The organism is Paenibacillus puerhi, from assembly GCF_009846885.1.
In the GTDB taxonomy this organism is placed as follows: domain Bacteria; phylum Bacillota; class Bacilli; order Paenibacillales; family NBRC-103111; genus Paenibacillus_G; species Paenibacillus_G puerhi.
Map to the genome: position 1 here is coordinate 14,142 of NZ_WUWM01000018.1, position 12,962 is coordinate 27,103.

The window sequence follows — 12,962 nt, forward strand, 5'->3', positions numbered from 1 at the left end:
GAGGTGCCATGATGTCTTGGAACAAGAGACTGCAAGAGATTCCCTTTCACCTTATGCTAATTCCCGGGGTCATCCTCACGCTGATCTTCAGTTATGTGCCGATCGCCGGCATCGTTATTGCTTTTCAGAAATTTCAGCCGGCTAAAGGCATATTCAACTCGAAGTGGGTCGGGCTCGACAACTTCACGTACATGCTGAACATGCCGAATTTCACAAGCGTATTGTGGAATACGGTGTTCATCGCGATTATGAAAATCATAGCCGGTCTGATTGTGCCGATTCTTACGGCGCTTCTGCTGAACGAAGTGGCGAGTGCCTTCTTCAAGCGGACGGTGCAGACGATCGTCTATTTTCCGCACTTCTTGTCCTGGGTCATTCTCGGGGGCATTGTCGTTGATATTTTGTCGCCTTCGACCGGTATCGTGAATCAATTCCTAGGTCTGTTCGGCGCTAAGCCGATCTTCTTCCTTGGTAATGAGAATTGGTTCCCGTATACGCTCGTCATCTCGGATACATGGAAAAACTTCGGTTACGGCACGATCGTCTATCTGGCGGCCCTGACCGGCATTAACCAGCAATTGTACGAAGCAGCCGTCGTCGACGGAGCCAATCGTTGGCAGCAGACGTGGCATGTTACACTGCCTGGGATGATGCCTATCATTACGCTGATGACCGTACTCAGCTTGGGCGATGTACTGAATGCGGGATTCGAGCAAGTGTTCAATTTGTATAGTCCGATGGTCTACAGCACCGGCGATATCATCGATACTCTTGTGTACCGAATCGGTCTTATCGAAGCGCAGTACGGAGTTGCGACAGCGGTCGGCCTGTTTAAATCGGTCATCGCCCTCGTTTTAATCGTATGGTCGAATAAACTCGCGGGCAAATTCGCCGGCTATCGGGTTTTCTAGAGGGGGGGACTATCATGCATAAACTTTCAACGGGACGCAAGGTGTTCCTCATCGTAAACTATGTCATATTGACACTAGCCGCTTTGCTCTGCATCTTGCCGCTGATTAACGTGCTGGCAATCTCGTTCAGTTCGAAAGCGGCGGCGGCGGGCGGTTACGTGAAATTGTGGCCGGTTGATTTTACGTTCTCTTCCTATCGATACGCGCTCTCTAAGCCCGAATTTATAGACGGGTTTCTCGTCTCGCTCAAACGGGTTGCGCTTGGGTATAGCATAAACATTGCGCTGACTATCTTGACGGCTTACCCGCTTGCCAAGGAAAGATCGATGTTCCGACACCGGCATATTTATGCGTGGTTCTTTATTGTGACCATGTTGTTCAGCGGAGGCTTGATTCCGACTTATATGACGATCAAGGAAATTGGGCTGCTCGATTCGATCTGGGCGCTTGTGCTTCCGGGCGCAGTTCCGGTGTTCAGTGTTATTCTTCTGATGAACTTCTTCCGGAACTTGCCGAAGGAGATCGAGGAAGCCGCCTTGATTGACGGAGCGGGACATTGGCGCATCCTCTGGGGAATCTTCTGTCCGCTTTCGCTGCCGGCCATCGCCACGATCTCGTTGTTCTCGGTGGTCGGTCATTGGAACGCCTGGTTCGACGGCTTGATCTATATGAATTCGCCGGCGAATTATCCGCTGCAAAGTTATTTGCAGACCATTATTATTACGCCGGAGCTTAACGCGGTTTCGAGCAATGAATTGCTGGATATGAACGCAGTGTCCGACCGTACGTTCAAGGCCGCGCAAGTTTTCTTGGCTTCGCTGCCGGTTCTGATCATCTATCCTTTCCTGCAGAAGTATTTCATGAAAGGTCTTGTCATGGGCAGCGTCAAAGGCTGATCGTTCACCATCGTAGAAAAAGGGGGCCGGAGGCCATGAATAGGAAGCTCGGTTATGAACAAGTTCCGTCAGCAAGAAGCAACGGAGCGGAAATTCCGTCACTGCACGAAGCTTATGCGAATGATTTTCCGATAGGGGCCGCGGTGAGTCCGGCTGTCTTGGAATCGGCGGGTCCGCTTATCGCCCGTCATTACAACAGCTTGACCGCCGAGAATCATATGAAGCCGATAGAGCTTCAGCCGGAGGAGGGCGTCTACACGTTCGAAATGGCCGATCGTATCGCAAACTTCGCGAAAGAGCATGGGATGCGCCTGCGCGGACATACGCTCGTGTGGCATAATCAAACGCCGGACTGGATGTTTGAAGGGAAAGACGGTCGTCCCGCCGATCGGGAACTGCTGTTGTCCCGAATGAAATCGCATATTGATACCGTCGTCGGACGCTATCGCGGCGACATCTACTGCTGGGACGTCGTGAACGAGGCGATCCAGGACAAAGAAGGGGGACTGCTGCGTCAAAGCCGCTGGCTCGAATTGGCCGGTGAAGACTATATTCAGAAGGCTTTCGAGTACGCGCATGCGGCCGACCCTGATGCTTTGTTGTTCTACAACGACTATCATGAGACGGTTCCGGCCAAGCGGGAGAAAATGTACAAGCTCGTGAAGGAGCTGCTGGATCGAGGAACGCCGATTCACGGGATCGGCCTGCAGGCGCATTGGAATATATACGAGCCGTCAATCGAGGATATCCGAATAACCATTGAAAGGTTTGCTTCCTTGGGTCTCCAGCTGCACATTACAGAGCTTGATCTTCCCATGTTCAGCAATGACGACAAGCGTACCGATCTGAAGAAGCCGTCCGAGGAGATGATCGACCAGCAGAAAGTACGGTATGAAGAAATCTTCAAGCTGTTCCGTTCGTACAAGGACGTCCTTACAAACGTGACGTTCTGGGGAGCCGCGGATGATTATACTTGGCTGGATTATTTTCCGGGGAAGGAACGCAAAACTTGGCCATTCCTGTTCAATGATCAGCATGAGCCGAAGCCGTGCTTCTGGGGTGTAGTTTAATAGGAGCTTTGCCACTAACCAAGTGGTAAAGCTTCTTTTTTTTGCCTTACATTTTAGCGATCATTCGCCATCGCCCTGTTGAAATGGACGAAGGTAAACATATTGCACAAACAGGTAAAAATATTGGTCGGATTTATGAGCGAAATTTTTTTATATTTAAAGCACAAACACATTTCATATTTGAGGTGAGCGATTTGGCTAATGATAGAGGGGGCATCACAGGACCGGGGGGAGCTGTACGCCCCAAGAAGTTTTGGACCAACAAGCGAAAGGACGCTTTAATAGGCTGGTTATTTCTGGCGCCGGAGTTTATGGGCATCCTGGTGCTAAGCTTATTTCCGCTTGTATTTTCGTTGTATTTGAGCTTTACGGATTGGAATCTGGTCGGAGGATTATCCTCCATCAACTTCGTTGGACTGGACAACTTCAAAGATTTGTTTTCCGACGAGAAGTTCTATATGGCGCTTAAGAATAATCTGATCTTCACTATCGTTACAGTGCCGATTGGCATGATTCTGGCGCTGATTCTGGCCGTCCTTATTCACTCTAAAGTGTATGGGAAGGAATACTTTAAAGTGGCGTTCTTTATTCCCTACATCTCATCGATCGTTGCGCTCGGAGCGGTATGGAGTGCCTTGTATCACCCTTCGCAAGGGCCCATTAACCGGTTTCTGATCAGTATGGGTATTGCGGAGCCGCCAAAGTGGCTTGCCGATACCGACTTTTCCTTAATATCGATCATGATCATTACGATTTGGGCCGGAATTGGCTACCAGATCATTATTTATATCGCCGGCTTATCGAATATTCCTGATGATATGTACGAAGCGGCCGATATCGATGGAGCGTCCCGGGTTCAGCAGTTTTTCAAAATCACCATGCCTTTGCTCGGACCGACCATATCGTTTCTATTTATTACCCTGCTGATGTCGTCGTTCAAGGTATTCGACTTGATTGCGTTCTTGACCAATGGCGGACCGAATGATTCTTCTACCGTTCTTGTTTACTTAATATTTGATGAAGGCTTCCGTAATTTCAGAATGGGTTACGCCTCGGCCATCTCCTGGGTGCTCTTCCTTATCGTCGGAGTGATTACGATGATTACATGGAAAATCCAGAATAAATCTCATACCTAGAAACAATATAGAAGAGGGTGATATGATGCTTCCCCAAAAAATAGATGCGCCTAAGCTGCTTATAACGGCGATCCTTGCCGTGGTTTCCGTCGTGTTTCTGGTTCCCTTAATCTGGATGATATCGGCTGCTTCCAAATTCGAGCAGGATGTGATGTCCTATCCGATCCAATGGATTCCGACTTCATGGAATTTTATCGGCAACTTTAAGGAAGTTTGGTTTGGTAAAGTGCCGTTTTCCTTGTTTTATTTTAACTCGTTCAAGCTTGCGATCACTATGACGTTATGTACGCTTGTCTTTTCTTCGATGGCAGCATTCGCTTTCACCAAGATTGAATTCAAGGGCCGACATGTGGCATTCGGTATCCTGTTATCCTTTATGATTATCCCTTCGGAAGCTACCTTGGTGCCGCGGTATATGCTGCTTAAGTGGCTCCGCCTGTACAACACGCATGAGGGACTCATTCTGATGAACGCCTTCTCGATTTACTTTACGTTTTTATTGCGTCAGTTCATGTTGTCTATTCACAGTGAATTTATCGAAGCGGCCAAAATTGACGGCGCAGGATATTTTAAAATTTTTTGGAAAATTGTCCTTCCGTTGTCAAAGCCCATTCTGGCTACGGTAGGGATCATTAAGTTCATCTGGTCGTGGAACGATTATCAGAACCCGCTCATCTTCCTGATCAAACAAGAGCTTTACCCGATTCCGCTCGGATTGCAGCTGTTCCGGAATGATTATGCAGATAACTATTCCGTGATTATGATGGCTTCTCTCGCTGCAATTATTCCGTTAGTCCTTATCTTTATTATTTTGCAAAAGCAAGTCATCAAGGGCATCTCGCTCGGCGGAGTCAAAGGCTAGGTCGTTATATGGCACAAAATACTCAAGAAAATGCACATCTTTTGAAAATCGAACCATGTACAATTTACTTATTATCTTTTGGAAAAGGGGAGTTCCTATGAAAAAGAAAAGCATGCTACTGTTAAGCGGCGTTATTGCGACAACGGCGGTATTGAGCGGTTGCGGGGCGCAAGATTCCGGAAGCGCGGATCAAGGAAATGCAACCGTCACTCTAAAATATTATAACTATGATACCGATGTGCTCGCTGAGTCTACAAAGAAGCAGATCGCGAAGTACGAAAGCATGAACCCTAACGTAAAAATTGAACCTATCACCCTTGTGCCGGGAAATGCGATAGATACGCTGAGAAAACTGGATATCACCATGTCGTCCGGCGAGCAGGTCGATATCGTGAAGATGCCGAGCATTGAGGAAGTCATGGCAAGATCGGCTTTAGGCGTGCTTGCTCCACTTGATGAGCACTATGCGAAGGATAATGTGAAGCCTGAAGAGGAATATTACGTAAACCCTCAATACAAAGGCCATTATTATGCAACGATGATTACCTCGAATAACTGGTTTGTGCTGCTGAACGAAGATGCATTGAAAGAAGCGAATCTGCCGGTTCCGAGCTTTGATTGGACATGGGAGGATTATCGCGAATATGCGAAGAAGCTGACCAAAGGCGATCGTTACGGCACGTATTTCCACAGCTGGGGCGAGTATACGAATCCGATTGCCTATACCGACAAGCCCAATCCTTATGTGAAAGAAGATCTGAGCCCGGGCTTTGACGATGCCTCCTTCAAGTACTTTTTCGAGCTTCGCAGAGCCATGGAAAAGGAAGATAAGTCGGCCAAGCCTCTGGCAGACGTGATCGGCGCGAAGCTGAACTACCGCAATGAGTTCTTCACCGGAAAAGCGGCGATGGTCATGAGTGCAAACTTTATGTTGAGCGATGTAAGCAACGTGGAAAAATATCCGCATACGTTCAAAACCGTGTTTGCTCCACTTCCGCGTTCTTCTGAACAAGCTGAAGCCGGCTTCACGAACATTGGCGGCGACTATCTTGCGATCGCTAACGGCTCTAAGCATAAGGATGAAGCTTATAAATTTATCCGCTTTATGACGACGAATCAAAGTGAAAGAATTGATATGTCAGGATGGAAAAAAGGCGACGCCAAAGCATTGATCGAAACTTTGTACGGCAGCAATAAAGAGTTAGTGGACCTCGAAAGCTTGACTACGGTCCTAAGCGACGAACGGATCAAAACAGCAATCTCCGGCGACATCGCTATCCCTTATGGGTCTCAATTGAAAAAAGTGATGGAAGACGGCTTCAGTAAATATATGCTCGACAATACCACGGCTGAAGAAGCCCAAACCTGGATGGTCCAGCAAGCGGAAAAAATCATTCAACAAAATAAGAAATAAGGGAATACTTCGTATAGGACGCTGCAAAGGGTCCTATATGCTTGTTGTCGGAAAAGCATTCAGAATTACGATAGAGGCAGTGCATGGGATGGGGAGTGAGCAGCGGGTATGAGCAATATCATTCGCTTTACTTATTATCGGAGAATTCAAATCTCGTTTCTTCTATTGATCCTGCTGCCTACTATCGTGGTTTCTTACATTAACTTTACGGTAACTCAGAGCAATGTTAAGGAAAAAATCAGGCTGAGCAACGAAGCGCTGGTTGGGCTTGTGGCCAAGGATATCACCAAGATGATCGATGGTTTAACGTATGCTTCCAACCATTTTGTACAAGATATAACGGTCCAGGATGAACTGCGCCGGTTCATGAATATGAAACGGATCGAAACTTCAGCTGATTATTTTACTTATCAGAAGATTAAATCCATTCTTAGCGTCTCTGTTGCGAACAGCATGAATACCGATATGTTGATGTATGTAGTTAATAATGAGGGGTTCATCGTCATATCGACGGAGAGCGTTGCTCTCAACTATGCGGATATTCTGCGGCAATGGGAGGACATTAAGCCTAGAATTCACCCGGAGAAGCCGAATATGATCCAATGGCTCGGAACGGTTAAGACGGGGTCCGATCAACAACAGGAATACATGGTGTCCAGGGTGCTTACAGCCGACCATGAGACATTGGGGACGCTCGTTATGGTCATTCCGGATAAATATTTCAACAAATTATTCCAACAAATTCAGTCTGGCATGCTGGCGCTTTACGATATACAGGGAGACAAGATTGCCGGACATGCAGGAGTCTCCTTGGATGCCGAAGACAATCTGAATGGCAATATCCGCAACGAAATCAGGATTGAGAAGTCGGGGTGGAAGCTTGTCTATGAGACGCCTAAGCAGGAGGTTGTCGGGGAGATTTCCCGAAGCTTTTATATTTCGCTCCTGCTCATCATTCCATGCTTCATCATCTTTATTCTCATCTCGATCTTCGTTGCAGGCAGGCTCTATCGACCTATTCGCGAGCTGAAGAAGGGTGTCAAGGAATTCGGCAACGGCAACCGGAGCATTCGATTCCAAACCAAAGGGCAGGATGAAATCAGTCATTTGGCGGAAACGCTCAACACGATGCTCGATCAAATCAATCAATTAATAGCCGATATTGAGCAGGAACAAGAGCAGAACAAAGTGATGGAGCTGCAGGCTTTATTCTCGCAAATACGACCGCATTTTCTATTGAATACATTAAACTCCATCAAGTGCAACCTAGTCTTGGATAACGATATCGTTCATAGCCAAAAGATTGATTCCCTGATGAGCTTATTAAGGGCCTATATGAAATTCAACGAGCCTTCCACCTTGAAGAGCGAATGCAAGCTGCTCGCCCATTATGCGGATATTATGAAAATGAGAAATGATATTCCGTTGGAATTTAGTGTGGATATACCCAAAGAAACAGAAGATTTCCAGATACCGAAGCTGTTGCTTCAGCCGTTGGTGGAGAATGCATTTGTTCATGGCTTCGAAGAGGACATCGAGCAGCCATGGATCAAGGTCTCTGCGGAAAGGAAGGATCAAGAGCTGCTCATAAGCATCTCGGATAATGGAGTGGGGCTTGAGGATGAACGTATGCAAGACATGAACGAGTGGCTGCAGCAGCCGAAGCAAGAACCGTCCAGCTCTTACAAAAGTATCGGCCTGAACAATGTTCTTCAGCGGCTTCGAATGACTTATGGACCCTACGCCTCCATGAGTTTGAACGCCAACGCATACGGAGGGCTTACCGTTTGGTTGAGAATTCCTATACAGACCGAGTCCGGTTCGGAAGCTCCGAAAAATCCGCTAGTCGATGAGGGAAAGCTATGTTAAAAGTGATGCTTGTCGATGATGATGTCCCCATGATGAAGTACCTCAAGAAGCTCGTTTCGTGGGGCGACTTGGATATGGAGATTGTCGCTATGGCCCACTCGGGCAAAAAAGCGCTTCAGCTATTCCGCAAGACGAATCCTGATCTCGTGGTAACGGATATCGGGATGCCGCAAATGGATGGATTGGAGCTTGCCGCCGAGTTGAAACGGATCAAGCCGGAGATCAGGCTCTTATTTCTGACCTGTCACGAGGAATTTCATTATGCACGAAAAGCGGTTCAGCTGGACGCCGATGACTACTTGATTAAGGACGAGCTGACTCGGGAGCAATTAGAGGCGTCTTTAAGTAAAGCCGCATTGGAAATGAAAGAAGTGCTGGGGCATCTCGGGGAGCAGTTCTATAAGCAGGACTTGATCAAAAATCAAGACATACTGAAGGAGCGATTTTTTCAGCAGGTGATGTCGGTATCGTCTGCAGAGGAAACCCTCCAATTCGGCAAGAGGATCGGCCTTGATTGGACGGGATCCCACTTTATGGTGTCTCTGGGACATCTGAATTATGCGTCTTTTCCAGAGAATTACCGGTATACCGATGTGCCTATACTGCTGTACGCCATAAGCAACATCGCACAGGAGCTATCCGTGGACTGGATCGAAGCCACTACGTTTACAGACGCGGAATCGTACTTCGTATGCATCGCCAACTATCAACCGAATCTAAGCTTGAATACCGAAGAGAAGTTTCTTCAGTACCTGGCTTTATTAAACGATAAAATTAAGCAGTTTCTGAATATTGATGCCTGGTTGGGCTATGATCAGCCGGTTAAAGGTGTGGAAAGCATCAAAGGGCAAGTTAAAAAATTAAAGCAGATGGACCATAACGCTTATTATGAAGATCTAAACTTAGGGAGGCTGCCCGCTTCAGGCGATAACATGTGGTCGGTAGATGTAACGAACGCCATCGGAAATGAGTGGAATCAGATCGTTCAGGCTTTCAAGGACAAAGATAAGTCCGTTATCCATCCAAGCTTGAATGCGATCGAGGAGAGGGCGCGTAAGCTGCAATTGGAGCCTGGAGAATTGGCGGCCAAATGCTCTCAGTGGGTCAGGGTGTTGGAGCTTGAGGGCAACCATAAAAGCGACGATAGCTTTCATCACTTTCTCCTGAATGGCAAGCGATTTGATGAGGCTGTGCTTTTATTAAAGCGAAAAATCATTCAGCTATATGAAGCTAGCGAGAACGCAACCCTAGATCGAAAGCCTAAGCTGCAGCAAATCGATCAGTATATAGCCGAGCACATCGCGGATAACATATCGTTGGTTGATATCGCCGATTACCTGTTTTTGAACCCAAGCTATTTATCGCGCTACTTCAAGAACGAAACCGGAATGAATCTAACGGATTATGTACACCGCTACAAAATGAAAATTGCCTGCCACATGCTTAAAAATAATCATGAAAATATCGAAATGGTTGCGTTCAAGCTGGGATATTTGGAGCGAACGTACTTTTCCAAAATATTCAAAAAATATGTAGGCGTAAGTCCCAAGGACTATAGGTAAGAACACCAAGCAGGCTTGGGAAGAAGCCATTCAAGCAGGGGGAATTCAGATGCTTTATCCACAAATAACGCCAACGAGGACGCTTATTTCTTTAGACGGGTTCTGGCAATTTGCCGCCGATCCTGACAATAATGGGGAACAGCAAGGATGGCATTCCGGCTTGCCGAGCGACCGGGAAATAGCGGTCCCAGCGAGCTGGAATGAGCAGTACCAAGACCTGATGTACTTCTTTGGAACGGGCTGGTACGAGAAGGAGATTGAACTTCCCAGAAGTGTCCGCTCCGATAAAATATGGCTGAGGGTTGGCGCCGCTAACTATTTGTCTACGTTATGGGTGAATGGGATTGAGGTAGGTCAGCATGAAGGGGGACATCTTCCCTTTGTGTTTGAAATCACGGATTTTATTACATGGGGCGGTCCCAACCGGATTACGATTCGTGTCGATGCCAGAATTATGCCGGATCGTCTTCCTCCCGGCGCTGTTGCAGAGGATGAGATGATCATAGGCTTTAAAGGACAGTATCCGAGCAATTATTATGATTTTTTCCCCTATGGCGGCATTAATCGGCCGGTTGTTTTGTTTACGACTCCAGATTCCTATATCGAGAATATTCACACGTCTACGAAGGTATCCAGCCGTGATGGAGAGGTCAACGTTCGTATTGCGATGAAGAATAGGATCGGCGGAGCATGCCGGATTAGCATCAAAGGGACGGACTCCAGTTGGAGCCGAAAGCTTGAAGCAAGTGAAGCCGAAGTAGAGATCGAGGGCAGCCTCACCGTCGCAGAAGCTCGATTGTGGTGCCCGGAGGATCCTTTCTTATATGAATTGGAGGTTCAATTGCTGGATGAACAAAGCGTAGTCGTAGACCAGTATGTGCAAGGGTTTGGTATCCGAACTGTTGTGATTGAAGGGACCAAGCTGCTGCTGAACGGGAAGCCTATATTTCTCACCGGGTTCGGAATGCATGAGGATTTTGCGGTACTTGGCAAGGGGATGCATCCTGCCGTTCTCGCTAAGGACTTTAATCTGCTAGATTGGATCGGAGCGAATTCGATCCGTACCTCGCATTATCCTTACAGCGATGAGTTTCTGCATTATGCAGATCGAAAAGGATTGCTTGTCATCGGAGAAACCCCATTCGTAGGCTTCGTACGCAGTCATTATCAAGGGAATACGATACGGGACAAAGCCCAAAGGGTGATTACGGAAATGGTGGACCGTGATATCAACCACCCGTGCATTATCGCTTGGAGCTTGGCCAATGAAGGGGATACGTTCGTTCCGGAGGCGGATGCTTTCTATAAGTCGCTTTATGATCATGCGAAGTCCCTGGATGATTCGCGTCCGATTACGATTGTGAATTGCCTGGATGTGGAGGGCGATGTGGCGCTCAAGCATTACGACTTCGTGAGCCTCAACCGCTATCACGGCTGGTACGAGCAGGCTGGCCGCTTGGACGAGGGCTGCCGCGTATTGGATGAGAAGCTCGATCGCTGCTTTGAAGTGTTGGGCAAGCCCGTCATGATTACGGAATTCGGCGCGGATGCGGTAGCTGGCGTGCATGTGGACCCCCCGGAGCTGTTCTCTGAGGAGTATCAGGCGGAGATGACGACTCGCCAATATGAGATTATTAAAAGCAAGCCTTATACCATCGGAGCTCATGTATGGTCATTCGCCGATTTCAAGACGAGTCAGACGCCATCAAGGGTCGTTGTGAATCGGAAGGGAGTCTTTACCCGTGACCGCCAGCCGAAGCTTGCAGCGCATAAGCTGAAAGAACTATGGAAGCGATGAAAAGGCCGAACATCTTGTTTTTGATGAGCGATGAGCATCGAGCCGATGTAACCGGATATGGAGGCAACGAAGTGATTCGGACCCCCAATCTGGATAGACTAGCGGAGACAGGAACGGTATTTCGTAATGCGTACACCCCTGCCCCCATCTGCATTCCAGCGAGACAAAGCATGATGGCCGGACAATTTCCAAGAACCACAGGCTGTGAGGTATATGGACAAGACTTGGCTCCCGGGCATATGACGTTCTCCCGCCGACTTGCGCAATATGGATACAAGACCGTCGTCAGCGGGAAGCTGCATCATATGGGAACCGATCAAATGCAAGGCTGGACGAATCGGCTTTATGGGGATATGGATATTTCACCGACGTTTATAGAAGACAAAGTATCGTCCGAATATGACCGATATGTGCTGCCGGGCTTCAAGTGGTCGGATGCTAAAGAAATATACCGCTCTGGCATAGGGCGCGGCCCTTGCGTCACTCATGATGAAATGACCGTGCAGTGTGCGGTACAATTCATCGAAAACTACTTCTGCAGCTCCTACTACGACCGTGAGCAAATCATGCCGCTTCTGCTGAAGGTTAGCCTGCTGCAGCCTCATTACCCGTACTTTACGAGCGAGGAGAAGTTTACCTATTATTTAAATAGAGTGAGGCCCTATGCCGATGAAGAGGTATTCCCGCATCCTTTCTTAAGTCAGCGTGCGGTTAAACCTGGGAAGGACGTGTCTGAGCGCGAACTGCGAAGGGCGACGGCTGCGTATTACGGGATGATCGAAACGATCGATGACCAGTATGGTCGGGTACTGCGAGCGCTTGAGCATGCCGGCCAGCAGCTGGATGACTGGATTATCATCTATACCTCAGATCACGGGGAAATGCTCGGCCAACATGGTATATGGGAAAAGCAAAAGTTCTTCGAAGCGAGCGTAAAAGTGCCGCTCATCATTCGCTACCCGAAATCGTTCGGCGGCGGCCGGATTGTAGAGGAAAACGTCAACTTGTGCGATTTATTCGCGACGCTATGCGAGCTTGCCGGTGTTCCTGAGCCCGAAGGGCTGGATAGCCGCAGTCTAGTTCCGCTGATGTCAGGGGACGCGCAGAATTGGGATAATGAAACGATCTCGCAATTTAACGGCACTAACCTGATGATTAAACGCGATCATTTGAAATATCAGTTCTATGGGCCGGATATGCCGGAAGTGTTGTTCGATATGCAGCGTAATCCGGAGGAAACCGTCAATTATTTGGAGGATGCCGAGTACACCGCACAAGTTGAGCAGTTTCGTTTGCGGGCGCAAGAATTGAAGTTCGGTTCGTTTGGTGGAAGGTAGTTACATCTTCGCGCCCACTTGTGGATTTGCCAAGCCAGCTCTTTTTTACAGGGGCTGGCTTGTTTTTGTTATGTTCTACCATTACGATCGCCAGCCTTCTGCTTCAG

Annotated in this window: 10 protein-coding genes; all 10 read left to right on the forward strand. The window is 48.0% G+C overall.

The window, feature by feature from the left end:
• The first annotated feature begins 11 nt into the window (after positions 1-11).
• The 10 genes from GSF01_RS16855 to GSF01_RS16900 all read left to right on the forward strand — a co-directional run bounded on the left by GSF01_RS16855 (position 12) and on the right by GSF01_RS16900 (position 12,855).
• On the forward strand, positions 12-911 hold the full coding sequence (locus tag GSF01_RS16855; RefSeq protein ID WP_159886041.1) for an ABC transporter permease: 900 nt from the start codon (positions 12-14) through the stop codon (positions 909-911).
• Positions 912-925: 14 nt separating this feature from the next.
• Complete coding sequence (locus tag GSF01_RS16860; RefSeq protein ID WP_159886043.1) at positions 926-1,807, forward strand: carbohydrate ABC transporter permease; 882 nt, start codon at positions 926-928, stop codon at positions 1,805-1,807.
• Between the two features lie 35 nt (positions 1,808-1,842).
• A complete protein-coding gene (locus GSF01_RS16865; protein ID WP_159886045.1) occupies positions 1,843-2,877 on the forward strand; it encodes an endo-1,4-beta-xylanase in 1,035 nt (344 codons plus the stop codon).
• 194 nt (positions 2,878-3,071) lie between these two features.
• Complete coding sequence (locus GSF01_RS16870) at positions 3,072-4,013, forward strand: carbohydrate ABC transporter permease (protein ID WP_235941560.1); 942 nt, start codon at positions 3,072-3,074, stop codon at positions 4,011-4,013.
• A gap of 25 nt (positions 4,014-4,038) precedes the next feature.
• Positions 4,039-4,875 carry a carbohydrate ABC transporter permease gene (locus tag GSF01_RS16875; RefSeq protein WP_159886241.1) on the forward strand — a complete coding sequence of 279 codons (837 nt, stop codon included), beginning with the start codon at positions 4,039-4,041 and terminating at the stop codon, positions 4,873-4,875.
• 97 nt (positions 4,876-4,972) lie between these two features.
• Complete coding sequence (locus tag GSF01_RS16880) at positions 4,973-6,289, forward strand: ABC transporter substrate-binding protein (protein ID WP_159886047.1); 1,317 nt, start codon at positions 4,973-4,975, stop codon at positions 6,287-6,289.
• A gap of 108 nt (positions 6,290-6,397) precedes the next feature.
• A complete protein-coding gene (locus GSF01_RS16885) occupies positions 6,398-8,158 on the forward strand; it encodes a cache domain-containing sensor histidine kinase (protein WP_159886049.1) in 1,761 nt (586 codons plus the stop codon).
• A complete protein-coding gene (locus GSF01_RS16890; protein WP_159886051.1) occupies positions 8,152-9,720 on the forward strand; it encodes a response regulator transcription factor in 1,569 nt (522 codons plus the stop codon). Before GSF01_RS16885 ends, GSF01_RS16890 begins: the two co-directional genes overlap by 7 nt.
• A gap of 49 nt (positions 9,721-9,769) precedes the next feature.
• Entirely contained in the window at positions 9,770-11,518 is a 1,749-nt protein-coding gene (gene uidA / locus GSF01_RS16895) for a beta-glucuronidase (protein WP_159886053.1), read from the forward strand.
• Positions 11,506-12,855 carry a sulfatase-like hydrolase/transferase gene (locus GSF01_RS16900; protein WP_159886055.1) on the forward strand — a complete coding sequence of 450 codons (1,350 nt, stop codon included), beginning with the start codon at positions 11,506-11,508 and terminating at the stop codon, positions 12,853-12,855. The genes uidA and GSF01_RS16900 overlap by 13 nt, the downstream gene beginning before the upstream one ends.
• Positions 12,856-12,962: the final 107 nt, after the last annotated feature.

Bases quoted from the DNA above. Each gene is read 5' to 3' on its own strand.
- GSF01_RS16890 (WP_159886051.1), top strand. From the start codon at position 8,152: ATGTTAAAAGTGATGCTTGTCGATGATGATGTCCCCATGATGAAGTAC.
- GSF01_RS16900 (WP_159886055.1), top strand. From the start codon at position 11,506: ATGGAAGCGATGAAAAGGCCGAACATCTTGTTTTTGATGAGCGATGAG.
- GSF01_RS16855 (WP_159886041.1), top strand. From the start codon at position 12: ATGTCTTGGAACAAGAGACTGCAAGAGATTCCCTTTCACCTTATGCTA.
- GSF01_RS16860 (WP_159886043.1), top strand. From the start codon at position 926: ATGCATAAACTTTCAACGGGACGCAAGGTGTTCCTCATCGTAAACTAT.
- GSF01_RS16885 (WP_159886049.1), top strand. From the start codon at position 6,398: ATGAGCAATATCATTCGCTTTACTTATTATCGGAGAATTCAAATCTCG.
- GSF01_RS16880 (WP_159886047.1), top strand. From the start codon at position 4,973: ATGAAAAAGAAAAGCATGCTACTGTTAAGCGGCGTTATTGCGACAACG.
- GSF01_RS16875 (WP_159886241.1), top strand. From the start codon at position 4,039: ATGCTTCCCCAAAAAATAGATGCGCCTAAGCTGCTTATAACGGCGATC.
- GSF01_RS16865 (WP_159886045.1), top strand. From the start codon at position 1,843: ATGAATAGGAAGCTCGGTTATGAACAAGTTCCGTCAGCAAGAAGCAAC.
- uidA (WP_159886053.1), top strand. From the start codon at position 9,770: ATGCTTTATCCACAAATAACGCCAACGAGGACGCTTATTTCTTTAGAC.